Below are 15,614 nucleotides of genomic sequence, written 5' to 3'. Positions count from 1 at the left end.
TGCGTGAGGGACACTTAACCACTGCGTCTTGCCGCGAGCATGGCACCCCACCCGACAGGGCCGGGCCGGACGCGCACGCAGTTGAATTCAATGCAGTCCCGAAGCATGAAGCTGGACATGGAGGAGCAGGACGTGGAGTTCGACGTCACCATCGAGATCCCCAAGGGTTCGCGGAACAAGTACGAGGTGGACCACGAGACCGGCCGGATCCGTCTGGACCGTCGCCTCTTCACCTCGACCAGCTACCCGGCCGACTACGGCTTCGTCGAGAACACCCTCGGCGAGGACGGCGACCCGCTGGACGCGCTGGTCATCCTGGACGAGCCGACCTTCCCCGGCTGCCTGATCAAGTGCCGCGCGATCGGCATGTTCCGCATGACGGACGAGGCGGGCGGCGACGACAAGCTGCTGTGCGTGCCGGCCTCGGACCCGCGTGTCGAGCACCTGCGCGACATCCACCACGTCTCCGAGTTCGACCGCCTGGAGATCCAGCACTTCTTCGAGGTCTACAAGGACCTGGAGCCGGGCAAGTCCGTCGAGGGCGCGAACTGGGTCGGCCGCACCGAGGCCGAGGCCGAGATCGAGGCCTCGTACAAGCGCCTGGAGGCGCAGGGCGGCCACCACTGAGCTCCGCTCGGTGAGGTTCCGTCGGCGCCTTGCGCCGACCGGCTGACATGACGACGGGCGGCACCCTTCCGGGGGTGCCGCCCGTTCGTCGTGTCCGGGGCCGGACGGGCGTGTTCCGGAGAGGTGCCGGAGGAACGCCGGAGGGACGCCGGAGCAGCGCCGCAGGAATGCCGTAAGGGCGCCTGAAGGGGACCGGAGGGACGCCGCAGGGGCGCCGGGAGATTACGGGCGGCCCGGCGGAGGAACACGGGCCGGTGCGGTACCGAACCGGCGGACGATCGTCCGCTTCGCCGGGGAGGAAACGATTCCGCATACTTGTGACCGGGCTGGCCAGGACAGGAGGACGCGTGGCGGAGGCCGAAGGACCGGGTTCCGAGGACCGGAAGCCGAAGTCGGACGAGGCGCGCAGTGCCTTCACACCGCCGCCCGGCATCGCGTCGGAGGTCCCGGAGGACGACCAGCCGACCTCGGAGTTCGCCGTCCCCGACGGCATGGCCGCGGTGCCCGTGGAGCCCGAGGGCTCCGCCTTCGCCGCCCCGGCCACCTACAGCGCCCAGCACTCCCCGCCGGCGTATACCCCCGGGATGAGCGGTCTCCCCGTGTCCCGGATGAAGGAATCGCCCTGGCAGGACCGCATGCGCGTCATGCTGCGCATGCCGGTGGACGTCCGCCCGGTGGCCGAGCCGGTGCAGAAGGGCGAGAGCGGACCCGCGGTGGGGCGCGTGCTCGACCTCACGCTGCGCATCGGCGAGCTGCTCCTGGCGGGCGGCGAGGGCGCGGAGGACGTCGAGGCGGCCATGTTCGCCGTCGCCCGCTCGTACGGGCTCGACCGCTGCGAACCCACGGTCACCTTCACCCTGCTCTCCATCACCCACCAGCCCTCCCTGGTGGACGACCCCGTCTCGGCGAACCGCACCGTGCGCCGCCGCGGCACGGACTACACCCGGCTCGCGGCCGTCTTCCGGCTGGTGGACGACATCAGCGCGCACGAGGTGGAGGTCTCCCTGGAGGAGGCCTACCGCCGCCTCGCCGAGATCCGCCGCAACCGCCACCCGTACCCCTCCTGGGTGCTCACGGCCGCCGCCGGGCTGCTCGCCGGGGCCGCGTCGACGCTGGTCGGCGGTGGGGTGACGGTGTTCTTCTGCGCCGTCCTCGGCGCCGTCCTCGGCGACCGGCTGGCCTGGTACTGCGCCGGGCGCGGGCTGCCGGAGTTCTACCAGTTCGTGGTCGCGGCGATGCCCCCGGCCGCGATCGGGGTGGCCCTGAAGATCGCCGAGATCGACGTCCGCGCCTCCGCCGTGATCACCGGTGGGCTGTTCGCGCTGCTGCCCGGGCGGGCCCTGGTCGCGGCCGTGCAGGACGGCCTGACCGGCTTCTACATCACCGCCTCGGCCCGGCTCCTGGAGGTCATGTACCTCTTCATCGGGATCATCGTGGGCGTGCTCGTGGTGATCTACGTCGGCCTGCAGTTCGGCGCCGAACCGAACGCGGACGAGGTGCTCCAGATCCCGTCCCGGCCGGTGCTCCAGATCATCGCCTCGATGGTCCTGGTGTTCACCTTCGCCATCCTGCTCCAGCAGGAGCGCTCCACGGTGCTGATCGTGACCCTGAACGGCGGGGTGGCCTGGGTGACCTTCGGGGCGCTGCGGGCCGCGGAGCTGCCGGCGGTGCCGTCCACGGCCATCGCGGCCGGTCTGGTCGGCCTCTTCGGGCAGCTCTTCTCCCGTTACCGGTTCGCCTCCGCCCTGCCGTACGTGACGGCGGCCATCGGGCCGCTGCTGCCGGGCTCCGCGACGTACTTCGGGCTGCTGTCGATCGCCGAGAACCGGCTGGACACGGGGCTGGCCTCGCTGACCAACGCGGCGGCCATCGCCCTCGCCATCGCGGTCGGGGTCAACCTCGGTTCGGAGACCTCCCGCCTGTTCATGCGGATCCCGGGGGCGGAGAGCGCCGCGAAGCGCCGGGCGGCGAAGCGGACCCGCGGCTTCTGACCGCCGCTGGGCGGCCGCCTGCGGGCATACGAACGCCCCGGGACCCGTCGGGGTCCCGGGGCGTCGTACGAGCGCCCGTACGGGCGGTCAGCGCTTGGCGTGGCGGCCGCGCGGGCCGGGGGCCTGCGGGTCCTCCGGGGCGCCGTACGGCTGGGCCGGGGCGGCCGCGGCGGCCTTCGCCTTGTTCTTGCGGGCCTTCAGCACCTCGAAGATCACCGGGATGATCGAGATCAGCACGATGCCGATGAAGATCGGCTCGATGTTGGTCTTGATGACCTCGAACTGGCCGAGCTTGTAGCCGAGGCAGGTGACGCCGGCGCCCCAGAGGACGCCGCCGATGATGTTGAAGGTCAGGAAGGTGCGGTACTTCATCTCGCCCGCGCCCGCGACCATCGGCGCGAAGGTGCGGATGATCGGCACGAAACGGGCGAGGACGATGGCCTTCGGGCCGTGCTTCTCCATGAACTCGTGCGCGGCGTCGAGGTTCTCGCGCTTGAACAGCCTGGAGTTCGGCCGGTTGAAGAGCTTCGGCCCGAAGTACTTGCCGATCAGGTAGCCCACCTGGTCGCCGATGACGGCCGCGAGCACGATCAGGGTGCACACCAGCCACAGCGGCTGGCTGATGTTGCCGCTCGCGACGAACAGGCCTGCCGTGAAGAGCAGGGAGTCGCCGGGCAGGAACGCGAACAGTCCCGATTCGGCGAAGACGATGATCAGGATTCCGATCAGACCGAACTGCCCGATCAGATAGTCCGGGGACAGCCACTCAGGGCCGAGCGCAAGCGTGTACACGAGTTCCGGGCTCTCCTGGATCGGGGGGAATCAGCGGGGGTGCGGGGCAAGACGGGTGGTTCCAATTATGAACGCACACGGCCCCCGCCAGGTTCCAGGTACCTGCGGGGGCCGTGCGGTGACTGTCCGGGGGCCGTTCGGAGTACTCCCGAGGGCCCTGCGGCTACGCCTTCCGGATCGCGTTGGCCACGATCGCGTCCCGGACGAACACGGCCAGACCCGGACGGACGGCCTCGTAGTACGCGGTGAACCGCTCGTCCGCGACGTACATCTCGCCGAGGCAGGTGTGGATCTCGTAGGTGCAGAAGTAGTAGGCGCCGTTGATCCAGTCCCGGTGCTCCTCCGCGAGGTCCATGGCCGGCTCCGACTCCGCGGACGCGCCGGAGTCGAGCAGGGCGGCGAACCGCCCGTTGATGCCGTCGGCCCGGTCCTGGATCCGCTGCCAGTCCTCCTTGGTGTACGAGGCCGTCCGGCGGGCCGACTCCCGGTAGGCGTCGGTGTTCCCCCAGCGGCGCTCCGCTTCCTCCGCGTGCTCGTCGGGGTCGAACTCCCCGAAGACCTCGAACTTCTCCTCGGGCGTGAGGTTGATGCCCATCTTCTTCGCCTCCATGGCGTGCTCAACGGCCTTGGCCATCTGCTGGAGCCGGGCGATCCGGTCGGTCAGCAGGACGTGCTGCCGGCGCAGGTGCTCCTTCGGGTCCGATTCCGGATCGTCCAGCAGGGCCGCGACCTCGTCGAGCGGGAAGCCGAGCTCCCGGTAGAACAGGATCCGCTGCAGCCGGTCGAGGTCGGCGTCGTCGTACCGCCGGTGTCCCGCCCCGCTGCGGCTGCTCGGGGAGAGCAGCCCGACCTCGTCGTAGTGGTGCAGCGTGCGCACCGTCACTCCGGCGAACCCGGCGACCTGACCCACTGAGTAGCCCATCGCTTCCCGCTCCTCCGATCGGTTGGGTACGCCCTTCACTGTGGGACCTCACGCCGCGTGAGGTGCAAGTCCGCCGCCCGGACCTACCGGCTGAGTCCGCGGAAACGGGCCACGGCCAGCGGGAAGAACACCGCGAGCAGCAGGAGCGGCCAGCCCACCGCGAGCAGCGCCGCGTGCTCGGCGGCCCAGGACCCCGCCTGCCCCGCCGCCGCGCCCGCCGGGTTCCCGAACAGGTCGCGCACCGCCGTCGCCGTCGCCGACATCGGGTTCCATTCCACCACCGCGCCCAGCCATCCCGGCATCGACTCCGGGCTGGCGAACGCGTTGGACAGGAATCCGACCGGCCACACCAGGATCTGCACCGCCTGCACCAGCTCCGGCCGGCCCGCGACCATGCCGAGGAAGATCCCGATCCACAGCATCGCGAAGCGCAGCAGCAGGAGCAGCGCGAAGGCGGTGAGCGCGGCGGCCGCCGAGCCGTGCCAGCGCCAGCCGAGCAGCAGGCCGACGCCCGCCAGGACGGCCAGGCCGAGCGCCGACTGCAGCATGTCGGCCGCGCTGCGGCCCACGAGCACCGCGGACGAGGACATCGGCATGGCGCGGAAGCGGTCGATGACCCCCTTGCCGAGGTCCTGGGTGACGGCCGTCATCGTCGCCTCCAGCCCGAAGGCCATGGTCAGCGCGAACATGCCGGGCACCAGGAACTCGACGTACTCGCCGTCGATCCCCCGTCCGCCGCCGACGAGGAAGCCGAACATCAGCAGCATCATCACGGGGAAGACGAGCCCGACCAGCACCTGCACCGGCTGCCGCGCCCAGTGCGCGAGCTCGCGGCGGGTCATCGTCCAGGAGTCCGCGAGGACCCACGGGGCGCTCCACGGGGTGCTCCACGGCGCGCTCATGCGGCCACCTCCGCCACGCCGTCGCCGGCTCCGGTCAGCTGGAGGAAGACCTCGTCCAGCGTGGGGCGGCGCACCGAGAGGTCGGCCGCTTCGACGCCCGCCTCCTCCAGGGCCCGCAGGGTCCGGGTGAGGCCGGCCATCCGGTCCTCGACCGGGAAGCTGAGGGTCAGCGCGTCCCGGTCGACGGACGGGTCCGGGTGCGGTGCGGCCTCCGCCGCCCGGGCCAGGTCCGCCGCGTCCCGCAGGACGACGACGATCCGGTCGGCCCCGACGCGGGCCTTCAGTTCGTCGGCCGTGCCCTCGGCGGCCACCCGGCCCGCGTCGACGAGCGCGATCCGGTCGGCGAGCACGTCGGCCTCCTCCAGGTACTGGGTGGTCAGCAGGACGGTCGTGCCGCCGCCGACCAGGGAGCGGACCGCGGCCCACACCTCGGCGCGCCCGCGCGGATCGAGCCCGGTGGTCGGCTCGTCCAGGAACAGCACCTCCGGGTCGGTGATCAGGGAGGCCGCGAGGTCGAGGCGCCGGCGCATGCCCCCGCTGTACTGCTTGACCGGCTTGCGGCCGGTGCCGGCGAGGCCGAAGCGCTCCAGCAGCTCGTCCGCGCGCGTCCCGGCCCGCCGCGCGCCCAGGTGGTGGAGCCGGCCGAACATCTCCAGGTTCTGCCGCCCGTCCAGGCCCTCGTCGAGGGCGGCGTGCTGGCCGAGCAGCCCGATGCGGGCGCGGACGGCCGCCGCGTCCTTGCGTACGTCGTGCCCCGCCACCCGGACCAGGCCCTCGTCGTGCCGCAGCAGGGTGCTCATCACGCGGACGGCCGTGGTCTTGCCGGCTCCGTTGGGGCCGAGGACGGCGTGGACCGTCCCGGCCGGGACCTCCAGGTCCAGCCCGGCGAGGGCCCGCTTCCCCCCGTACCGCTTGTGCACTCCTTCGACGAAGATCGCCAAGATCGCTCCCTCATTAGTCAAATTTGAGTAGCCGGATCGGCCAAGGTACGCCCGCCCTGCGGGTTAGTCAAACTTGATTAGCTGTCCTTCCGCGGAGCCCGCGGCTCCGCGAAGGGGTTCTCCTGGCCGTCCGCCAGCACCCCGACGAACGGCTCGCCGCCCTCGCCCGCGAAGGAGTACGCGCCCCCCTCGATCCGGGCGATCAGCCCCCGGGTCCACTCCGCCTCGGCTTCCGCGGAATGGACCCACATGTGCATGATCTCGCCGATGTGGCCGAGCTGGCCCGGCCCGCCCTCCGGCGTGTAGTAGTCGGTCACCGCCGACCGCCAGCCCGCCAGCTTCGCCAGCCGCTCCCCCAGCAGCCCCAGTACCTCGTCCCGGGGCAGGTCGACCATGAAGCCGATCGCCGCCGACAGCACGTCCGTCTTCTGGTCGTAGGCGGCGAGGGCCTCCCGCAGCAGCCGGAAGTACTCCTCGCGGCCCGCGTCCGTCACCTCGTACTCGGTGCGCGGCGGCCCGCCGGCCGCGCTCGGCGCCACCTCGTGCGCGAGCAGGACGCCCTGCTTCGCCATCTGCTTCAGCGCGTGGTAGATCGAACCGGGCTTGGTGTTGGACCACTCGTGCGCGCCCCAGTACTCCAGGTCGTTGCGCACCTGGTAGCCGTGCGCCCGGCCGTGCTGGCGGACCGCACCGAGGACGAGGAGCCGAATCGCTGACATCGGGCCAGGCTACTCATCCCCCGCGCGCCCCCCGCTCACCCCATGGCCTTGGTCCCGTCCAGGGACTCGCGGATGACGTCCGCGTGCCCGGCGTGCCGCGCGAACTCCTCCACCAGGTGCAGGAGCATCCAGCGCACCGACACCTTGCCGTTCTCGGGGAACCAGGGCGCCGGAGGCAGCGGGAAGGTGTCGTCCAGGCTGGGGACGCTCGCGACGAAGGCCTCGGTCTCCCGCCGGACGCCGTCCCAGAAGGCCAGGACCTGCGGCACCGACTCCCCCTCGACCAGCCGGAAGGAGTCCTTCCAGGTTTCCGCGTCGCGCTGGTTCTCGTTCGGCCGCTGCTGCGCCATCCGCAGCCAGCCGAGCTCGCACTCGGCCACGTGCTTGAGCAGCCCGGACAGGGAGAGCTCGCTGACCGTGGGGCGGCTCGCCGCCTGCTCCTCGGTCAGCCCCTCCGCCGTCTCGCGCAGCGCGGTGCGCTGGGCCTCGACGAAGGACAGGAGCGTGCCCCGCTCGTCGCCGGGGACCTCTGTGGAAACCTGAGCCATGGCCGACCGCCTCTTTCCGTGGTGGTTCTTCTCCTGCTGACGAGAACCACGCTACGGAGCCTTGCGGTCAGCTTCTGTCCTCAACTCTCCCGCGTTCCCGGGGAGCCGGTCACTGGCCCTCGCCCTCCTGCCGGATCGCGGGCAGAGCGGTCGCGGGCTGCGGCAGCAGGGCCTTGGAGAGGTCCTGCTTGCCCGTCGGGTCGAGCCCGTACATCGCCTCGTAGATCTTGCGCACCGCCGGCCCGGAGGCGCCGGAGCCGGTGCCGCCCTGGGAGATCGTCATGACGATGGCGTAGTCCTCCGTGTACGAGGCGAACCACGAGGTGGTCTGCTTGCCCTGGACCTCGGCGGTACCGGTCTTGGCGTGCATCGGGATCTGCTTCTGCGGCCAGCCGACGAAGCGCCAGGCGGCGCTGCCGCTGGTGGCCACTCCGGCGAGCGCCCCGTCGATGTCGTCGCGGGTCTTGGCGTCCATCGGCAGCCTGCCCTGCTCCTTCGGCGCGATCTCCCGCACCGACTGCCCGTCGGCGCTGACGACCGCCTTGCCGACGCTGGGCTGGTGCAGCGTGCCGCCGTTGGCGATGGCCGCGTAGACGGAGGCCATCTGGACCGGGGTGACGAGGGTGTCGCCCTGCCCGATCGAGTAGTTGATCGCGTCACCCTCGCGGAGCTGGTTGCCCTGCCGGCAGTTCTCGTAGGCGATCTTCTCGGCGAAGCTGCCGTTCTTCTTGCCGTCCCGGCACCAGGCGTCCTTGTTCGCCTCGAAGAAGTCCTGCTTCCACTTCCGGTCGGGGATCCGGCCGGGCACCTCGTTCGGCAGGTCGATGCCGGTGCGCTTGCCCAGGCCGAACTCGTGGGCCGTCTTGAAGAACCAGTCGCTCGGGTCCTTCTTGGGCTTGATGCCGCCGTCCTTCTTCCACTCCTGGTCGGCGATGGCGTAGTAGACGGTGTCGCAGGAGACTTCCAGGGCGCGGCCGATGGTGATGTCGCCGTGGCCCTGCGACTCGAAGTTCGTGAAGGTCTGGTTGCCGACCGAGTAGGCGCTGGGGCAGGGGTAGCGCCGGTTGAAGGGGTAGCCGGCGTTGACCGCGGCCGTCGAGGTGACCACCTTGAAGATGGAGCCGGGTGCCGCCTGGGCCTGGATCGCCCGGTTCAGCAGGGGGTAGTTCGACTCCTTGTCGGTGAGGGACGCGTAGTCCTTCGCGGAGATGCCGCCCACCCAGGCGTTGGGGTCGTAGGTCGGGTTCGAGGCCATGGCGACGATCCGGCCGGTCTTGGCCTCCATCACCACGACGGAGCCGGCGTCGGCCTCGTAGTTCCTGCGGGTGTTCTTGTCGTACGTCCCGCGGGCGTCGACCATCGCGTTGTTCAGCTCGCGCTCGGCGACCGCCTGTACGCGCGAGTCGATCGAGGTCACGATGTTGGAGCCGGGCTGCGCCGGGTCGGTCACGCCCTGGCCGAGGATCCGGCCGAGGTTGTCGACCTCGTAGCGGGTGACGCCCGCCTTTCCGCGCAGCTCCTTGTCGTACGTGCGCTCCAGACCGGAGCGGCCCACCTGGTCGGACCGGAGGTACGGGGAGTCGGACTTCTTCGCCTTGACGATCTCCTCGTCGGTGACCGGCGAGAGGTAGCCCAGCACCTGGGACGTGTTGGCCTGGTCCGGGCCCGCGTAGCGGCGCAGGGCCGTCGCCTCGGCCGTGATGCCCGGGAAGTCCTCGGGGTGCTCACGGATCTGGAGGGCCTGCTCGGTGGTGGCCTCGTCACTGACCGGGATCGGCTGGTACGGGGAGCCGTTCCAGCAGGGCTGCTTGGTCTTGGAGTCGCAGAGGCGGACCTTGTCGATGACCTCCTGGGCGTCCATGCCCAGGACCTCGGCGAGGCGGGTCAGCACGGACCTGCCCTTGTCCTTCATGGTCAGCAGCTCGGTGCGGCTGGCGGAGACCACCAGGTGCGTCGCGTTGTCGGCGAGCGGGACCCCGCGCGCGTCCAGGATCGACCCGCGCACGGCGGGCTGGATCACCTGTTGGACGTGGTTGTTCTTGGCCTCGTCCGTGTACTCCTGGCCATTGCGTATCTGCAGGTACCAGAGCCGTCCGCCGAGCGTGAGGAGCAGCGAGAAGACGACGACCTGGATGACGACGAGCCGGTTCTGGACCCGAGGGGTCCGGCCGGTCTCCGGAATGTTGCTCAACCCTGATCTCCCCCGGACGCGAGCCGTACGCCCGGCCGAGTCTAGGGGGTGCCGCGGGATCGGTCCGGACGGCCTGCCTGCTGCCGGTCACAGCACTAGAAGGGGAACTGCGTGCGGCCGTGCTGTACCGAGATCCACTTCTGGGTGGTGAAGGCCTCCACGGTGGCCTCGCCGCCCAGCCGCCCCAGGCCCGAGTCCTTCTCCCCGCCGAACGCGGCGAGGGGCTCGTCCCCGATGGTGGAGTCGTTGACGTGGATCATGCCGGTCTCGATGCGTCCCGCGAAGCGGACCCCGCGCTCCACGTCCCGCGTGTGCACCGCGCCGCTGAGCCCGTACGGGGTGGCGTTGGCGAGGCGCACGGCCTCGTCCTCCCCGTCGAAGACCACCAGCAGCGCCACCGGCCCGAAGATCTCCTGGCCGAGCAGCGGGGAGTCCTCCGGGAGCCCGGCCAGCACGGTCGGCTCGACCAGGTTGCCGCGCGTAGACCCTCGTACGAGCGCCTGCGCGCCGGACTCCACGGCCCGGTCCACGAGCGCGGTCAGGGCGTCGGCCTGGAAGGAGTTGATGAGCGGGCCGATGTGGGTGTCGGCCTCGCGCGGGTCGCCGGTCTTCAGGGCCCGCACCCGGGCGGTGAACTTCTCGGTGAACTCCCCGGCGACCGAGGCGTCGACGAGGATCCGGTTGGCGGCCATGCACACCTGGCCCTGGAAGACGAACCGGCTGAAGACGGCCGCGTCGACCGCGTAGTCGAGGTCGGCGTCGTCGAGGACCACCAGGGCGCTGTTGCCGCTGAGTTCCAGGACGGTCCGCTTGAAGTGGCGGGCGGCGACGGAGCCGACGTGCCGGCCGGTGCGGTCGGACCCGGCGAAGGAGATCACCTTCGGTACCGGGTGGGTGAGGATCGCGTCGCCGATCTCGGCGATGTCCGTGACCAGGACGTTCAGCAGTCCGGCCGGAAGGCCCGCGTCCTCGAAGATCTTGGCGATGATCCCGCCGCCGGAGACCGGGGCGTTCTGGTTCGGCTTGACGACCACCGCGTTGCCCAGCGCGAGGGCCGGGGCGACCGACTTGATGGTCACCAGGAGCGGGAAGTTGAAGGGGCTGATCACGGCGACGACCCCGACCGGGAGGCGCTGGACCCGGTTCTCCTTGCCCTGGACCAGGGAGGGCAGGATGCGGCCCTCGGGCCGGATGGCCAGCTGGACCGCCTCGCGCAGGAACTCCATCGCGAGGTGGACCTCGAACTCGGCCTTGGGACGGGTCCCGCCGAGCTCGTCGATCATCGCCTCGACGATCTCCTTCTGGCGCTCCTCCGTGATGCGCAGGGCGCGTTCCAGTACCGCGCGTCTCGCGTAGGGGCTGGTGGCGGCCCATTCCTTCTGGGCCCGCTCGGCCGCGCGGTAGGCCCGGTCGACCTGCTCGACCGTGGCCACCGTGATGGCCGCGAGCTTCTCCCCGTTGTACGGGTTGACGTCGATGATGTCCCACGAACCGGTGCCGGCCAGCCATTCGCCGTCTATGTACTGGTGAGCAAGGTCGGTGAATATGGACATGCCATCCCTTACTGCGAGCGCGCACCCTTGCGCTGCACCGGAGACCGATCGGTCGTCATACACTGATCAGACGTCATAGTACGTGCGGATCAAGACAGTTGGAGCAGTCCACGCAGGAGATCCCGGGTCCTGTCGGGATCCGGGCAGTCCGACTGGAGGCGTCGCATCGCCCGCGCGTACTGCGCCACTTCCTCTTCTTTGTCCAGGTAGAGGGCACTGGTGAGCTGTTCCAGATAGACGATGTCCTGCAGGTCGGACTCGGGGAAGCGCAGCAGGGTGAAAGCTCCGCTCTCGCCCGCGTGGCCGCCGAAGGAGAAGGGCATCACCTGGAGCTGCACGTTCGGCCGCTGGCTGATCTCGATCAGGTGTTCCAACTGCCCGCGCATCACGTCGCGGTCGCCGTACGGGCGGCGCAGCGCGGCCTCGTCGAGGACGGCGTGGAAGACCGGGGCGTTCTCGGAGACGAGGACCTTCTGGCGCTCCAGGCGGAGCGCGACGCGGCGGTCGATCTCGGCGGCGGTCGCACCGGGCATGCCGCGGCTGACGACGGCGTGGGCGTAGGCCTCGGTCTGCAAGAGCCCGTGGACGAACTGGACTTCGTAGATCCGGATCAGCGAGGCGGCGCCCTCCAGGCCGATGTACGTCTGGAACCATCCGGGCAGCACGTCGCCGTAACTGTGCCACCAGCCGGTCGCGTTGGCCTCCCGGACCAGCCCCAGCAGGGACTCGCGCTCGGCGGTGTCCGTGACTCCGTAGAGCGTGAGGAGGTCTTCGACGTCCCTGGCCTTGAAGCTCACCCTTCCCAACTCCAAGCGGCTGATCTTCGATTCGGATGCGCGGATCGAGTAGCCGGCCGCCTCACGGGTGATGCCGCGGGATTCTCGGAGTCGCCTGAGCTGAGAGCCCAGGAGGATGCGTCGCACCACAGAACCGCTGGCTTCTGCGGTCACTAGTCCTGCCCTCCCCATCGCAATGGTGTGCGCGTGGTGTGCGCGTGCTCGGCGGGGCCCCCGTACCCCGGTGCCGCAGTCTGCCACCAAAACGCATCGGCCCGTACTCGTTCTGTAACGGAATCCGGCGTCCCGGAAAAGAAGTCCGTAAGTATGCGTAGGAAGAAATGAGCAAGAACCGTCACGGGAGTGGACGGGTCGGGCGCGTGCACGTGCATCTGCCCTTGCATCCGGCTTCGGCATTCGGAACGATGGTGCCGCGCACCTGCGTGCTCTTCGCGCCGGCGCCGGACCCACCCCGCAGTTCTCTTTGGACGATGCCGCCGCTTCGTCCGCGAATCCCGGGAGTGCCTCGCATGGGGACGAATGGATCGACCATGCTCGAGCCGTTACGGCAGGGGCTGCCCCCGGTCGACCCCACGGCTGTCTCCGGGTCCGCGTCCTGCGCTCTGCCCGCCCGCTTCGAGGCGGTGCGGGGCGCACGTTCGTTCACCCGGTCCACGCTGTCCCAGTGGGGCCTGGACGACCGCTTCGACGACGTCTCCCTGGTCGTCTCCGAACTCGTCACCAACGCGCTCCGCCATGCCCTGCCCGACGAAACCCGGCCGGGCGAGCCGGAGGCGGCGGTGCGGCTGCACCTGATGCGGTGGAGCACGCGGCTGGTGTGCGCGGTACGGGACCCCAGCGAGGACCGGCCCGGCGGGTCGTTCACGCCGGAGCGGCACGACGAGAACTGCGACCTGGAGTCGGGGCGCGGACTGTTCCTGGTCGACGCGTACAGCGACAGCTGGGGCTGGCACCCGCTCGCGGGCCGGCTGACCGGCAAGGTCGTGTGGGCGCTGTTCCTGCTCCCGGACTGCTGACACGGCACGAAGGCATTCGGGGCGCGGGTCACGTTGAAGACGGAAAAACGCGGGGCCACTGGCCGGGGTTGATCATTTCGATCAGTCCCGGCCAGTGCACGTGCATGGCTTGAACCGAGGCGCTGTTCCTTCAGCCGATCAGGTGATCGAACTCGCCGTCCTTGACGCCCAGCAGCAGGGCCTCTATCTCGGCCGGCGTGTACACGAGCGCCGGCCCGTCCGGGAAGCGCGAATTGCGCATGGCGACGTCGCCGCCCGGCAGCCGGGCGAACTCCACGCAGGAACCCTGCGAGTTGCTGTGTCGGCTCTTCTGCCAGGTCAGCTCAAACATGGAAGCGAGTTCTGCAGCTGCCATCCCGTTGTACGCGTGGTCCACAGGAAGCCCCCGATAGTGCAGATGTCAACTCCACCGGATCATAGCTGTGTTCATAAGCGCATGCATGGGCAGATGCACGTGCACGCGCGGTACTGCCTTGATCACTGTCAGGGGCGAAGAGCCTCCGACACCTCGTCGAGAGAGCCCAGGAGCTGCCCCGCGGCTCCCCGCAGAACACCCGATTCCGGAGCATTCCAGTCGGCCAGCAGGCTCCGCACCCCGTCCCACTCCGGAACCCGGCGCTCCCGCACCGCCTTCGCGCCCGCCTCGGTCGCGGCGCGCAGGGCCTCGGCGAGCTCGGCCGCACCGGGCACCGGGTCCTGCGCCCGGTCGGGTACGTGCGCCTCCAGCAGCATGGCGTTGCGGCCGAAGGCGGCCACCGCGTCCCCCGCCCCGTCGGCGGCCGCCCGGGACAGGCCCCGGTGCCGCACCGGCTCCCCCTCCGCCCGGGCCAGCGCCTCCTGCCACGCGACCCGCGCGTCACGTGTCGCCAGCAGGGCCTCCCGGACGTCGGCACGCCGGGCCCCGGCCGGATCCGCGTACTGCCCGAGCACGGCGGCCGCGTACCGGCCGACGGCGGCCACCCAGTCGGCGAGCCTGGTCCGCAGCCGCGGGGTCTCCCAGGCCGGGTAGACGGCGTAACCGACCATCGCGAGCACCCCGCCGACCAGGGTCAGCGCGATCCGGTCGGGCACGGTCTGGTCCCAGCGGACGCCGCCCATGCCGAGCAGGAAGACGACGTAGGCGGAGACGAAGAGCTGCGCGACGGCGTACCCGGTGCGCATCAGCACGTACATCAGCCCGGCGCTGACCACCGCGAGCAGACCCGACAGGTACATCCCCGGCTGCGCCAGCTGCACGATCGCGGTGGCGACACCGACCCCGGCCAGGGTGCCGGCGAAGCGGGCCACCGCACGGGACCAGGTCTGCGAGAAGTCGGGCCGCATGACCATCACCGAGGCCATCGGCGCCCAGTAGGCGTGCCCGAACGGCAGCGCGTGCCCGACGAGGTAGCCGGCGCAGGCCACCGCCGACACCCGCACCGCGTGCCGCAGGACGGGCGAGCCCGGGTGCAGCTCGGCCCGTACGTCCTTCAACACCACCGGCACCAGCCGCGTCAGGCTGGGCCGCAGCATCGCCTCACCGGGATCGGCGGTGCGCCCGGATCCCGGCGCGGCCGTCTCCAGTACGTCGTCCAGCAGCGCGGCGAGCCGGCGCGCGGCCCGCAGCGGCGCCCCCCGGAGCAGGTCCGGCAGGTCGGGGGCCTTCAGCACGGCCAGCGAGGGCGCGGGCAGCCGTACGGGCTCCCCCTGCCGGATCGCCCGCGCGGCGCAGTCCAGTACGGTCGCGGCGGCGGCGAGCAGCTCCCGCACCCGGTCCCGGCCCGGCCCCTCGGCGGGCGCCCCCACGGCCGGGTCGGCGAGCGAGGCCAGCACCGGCCGGATCCGCTCCGCGAGCCCGCGCGCCCCGTGCAGCTCGGCGGGACGCCGACGGGCCTGCCGGACGGTGACCGCGGCCGCGGCCCGGGCCTTCATCAGGGGCTCCGGGTCGAAGGGCGCGGCGGGGTCGTGGCGCAGCCGGCGGGCGTAGTCGGCCTCGGCGGCCAGCGCGTCGGCCAGCGCGTCACGGTGAGCACCCCAGCGGCGGACCGGGAAGAGCACGATCAGCAGCGCCTGGACCACCCCGCCGGCGGCGATCATCGCCGCGTGTCCGGCCGCCTGCGGGACGGAGGTCGGCAGGGTCACGGTGACCAGCATGATGGCGACGTTGCCGGAGGCGATGATCCCGGCGGTGGGCCCGGCGGCCCACATCAGCCCCGAGGCGAAGGCCCAGAGCGCGAGCAGCAGGAGGAACAGCCCGGTCTGCGAGGCGCCGACCAGGTAACCGACGAACGTGGAGACGGCCAGGGTCAGCCCGGAGGCGAGGGCGAGCACCGGGCGCGGACGCCAGCTCGGCTGGAAGGTGGCGATGGCGGCCATGAAGGCGCCGAACGCCGAACTGGCGGCGGCGCCCGGCCCGAGGAAGACCAACCCGGCCCCGATCACGATCGCGAGCCCGACGGTGGCCCGCAGGGCGACGAGGGGCTCCAGCGGGGTCCGGGCGACCTTCACGCCCGAGCGAGCGGTGTCCTTCAGCGCCCGGAGCCAGCTCATGGACCGAGATTAGCCGCGATCGGGCTTTCGCCCGATTCCCGGAGTTCATCAGGGTTCTTCAGGGCTTCTTCAGATTTGTCAGGGGC

13 protein-coding genes and 1 pseudogene are annotated in these 15,614 nt (G+C 71.0%); 3 read left to right on the top strand and 11 right to left on the bottom strand.

Translation table 11 applies throughout. From position 1 onward, the window contains the following. Positions 1 to 132: 132 nt before the first annotated feature. Entirely contained in the window at positions 133 to 627 is a 495-nt protein-coding gene (locus AC07B0_RS16530; protein WP_008742522.1) for an inorganic diphosphatase, read from the top strand. 347 nt (positions 628 to 974) lie between these two features. After that, positions 975 to 2,618: a threonine/serine exporter family protein gene (locus AC07B0_RS16525; protein ID WP_469381408.1), complete on the top strand. Its 1,644-nt coding sequence runs from the start codon at positions 975 to 977 to the stop codon at positions 2,616 to 2,618. 117 nt (positions 2,619 to 2,735) lie between these two features. Here the strand turns inward: AC07B0_RS16525 and AC07B0_RS16520 are convergent. The 9 genes and pseudogenes from AC07B0_RS16520 to AC07B0_RS16480 all read right to left on the bottom strand — a co-directional run. Beyond that, positions 2,736 to 3,410: pseudogene (locus AC07B0_RS16520) on the bottom strand (DedA family protein); the annotation flags it as partial. Between the two features lie 163 nt (positions 3,411 to 3,573). After that, positions 3,574 to 4,332, bottom strand: a complete 759-nt coding sequence (locus AC07B0_RS16515; protein WP_356871297.1) for a MerR family transcriptional regulator — start codon at positions 4,330 to 4,332, stop codon at positions 3,574 to 3,576. A gap of 83 nt (positions 4,333 to 4,415) precedes the next feature. Then, the gene (locus tag AC07B0_RS16510; protein WP_469381406.1) at positions 4,416 to 5,234 is read right to left on the bottom strand and encodes an ABC transporter permease; all 819 of its coding nucleotides are present in this window, start codon (positions 5,232 to 5,234) and stop codon (positions 4,416 to 4,418) included. Next, positions 5,231 to 6,175: an ATP-binding cassette domain-containing protein gene (locus AC07B0_RS16505; RefSeq protein ID WP_356871301.1), complete on the bottom strand. Its 945-nt coding sequence runs from the start codon at positions 6,173 to 6,175 to the stop codon at positions 5,231 to 5,233. Before AC07B0_RS16505 ends, AC07B0_RS16510 begins: the two co-directional genes overlap by 4 nt. A 77-nt stretch (positions 6,176 to 6,252) precedes the next feature. Next, on the bottom strand, positions 6,253 to 6,894 hold the full coding sequence (locus tag AC07B0_RS16500; protein ID WP_467295608.1) for a PadR family transcriptional regulator: 642 nt from the start codon (positions 6,892 to 6,894) through the stop codon (positions 6,253 to 6,255). 35 nt (positions 6,895 to 6,929) lie between these two features. Next, entirely contained in the window at positions 6,930 to 7,442 is a 513-nt protein-coding gene (locus AC07B0_RS16495) for a DinB family protein (RefSeq protein WP_356871305.1), read from the bottom strand. Between the two features lie 109 nt (positions 7,443 to 7,551). Further along, positions 7,552 to 9,633, bottom strand: coding sequence for a penicillin-binding protein 2 (gene mrdA, locus AC07B0_RS16490; protein WP_356871307.1), 2,082 nt, complete (start codon positions 9,631 to 9,633; stop codon positions 7,552 to 7,554). Positions 9,634 to 9,728: 95 nt separating this feature from the next. Further along, positions 9,729 to 11,186 carry an aldehyde dehydrogenase family protein gene (locus AC07B0_RS16485; protein ID WP_469381399.1) on the bottom strand — a complete coding sequence of 486 codons (1,458 nt, stop codon included), beginning with the start codon at positions 11,184 to 11,186 and terminating at the stop codon, positions 9,729 to 9,731. Between the two features lie 89 nt (positions 11,187 to 11,275). Then, complete coding sequence (locus AC07B0_RS16480; protein WP_356871311.1) at positions 11,276 to 12,154, bottom strand: helix-turn-helix domain-containing protein; 879 nt, start codon at positions 12,152 to 12,154, stop codon at positions 11,276 to 11,278. Between the two features lie 359 nt (positions 12,155 to 12,513). On the opposite strand from AC07B0_RS16480, the gene AC07B0_RS16475 reads away from it, so the two are divergent. Beyond that, positions 12,514 to 12,999 (top strand): ATP-binding protein, encoded by a 486-nt coding sequence (locus tag AC07B0_RS16475; RefSeq protein WP_467295615.1) that lies wholly within the window; start codon positions 12,514 to 12,516, stop codon positions 12,997 to 12,999. 130 nt (positions 13,000 to 13,129) lie between these two features. Here the strand turns inward: AC07B0_RS16475 and AC07B0_RS16470 are convergent, their stop codons facing one another. Continuing rightward, positions 13,130 to 13,375 carry a DUF397 domain-containing protein gene (locus AC07B0_RS16470; RefSeq protein ID WP_356871315.1) on the bottom strand — a complete coding sequence of 82 codons (246 nt, stop codon included), beginning with the start codon at positions 13,373 to 13,375 and terminating at the stop codon, positions 13,130 to 13,132. Between the two features lie 107 nt (positions 13,376 to 13,482). Next, positions 13,483 to 15,528 carry an FUSC family protein gene (locus AC07B0_RS16465; RefSeq protein WP_356871317.1) on the bottom strand — a complete coding sequence of 682 codons (2,046 nt, stop codon included), beginning with the start codon at positions 15,526 to 15,528 and terminating at the stop codon, positions 13,483 to 13,485. Between the last annotated feature and the right edge of the window lie 86 nt (positions 15,529 to 15,614).

Source organism: Streptomyces sp. NPDC044704, assembly GCF_056433525.1.
Note: the sequence above shows the minus strand (reverse complement) of the source record. Positions and strands in the feature narration are given on the sequence as shown.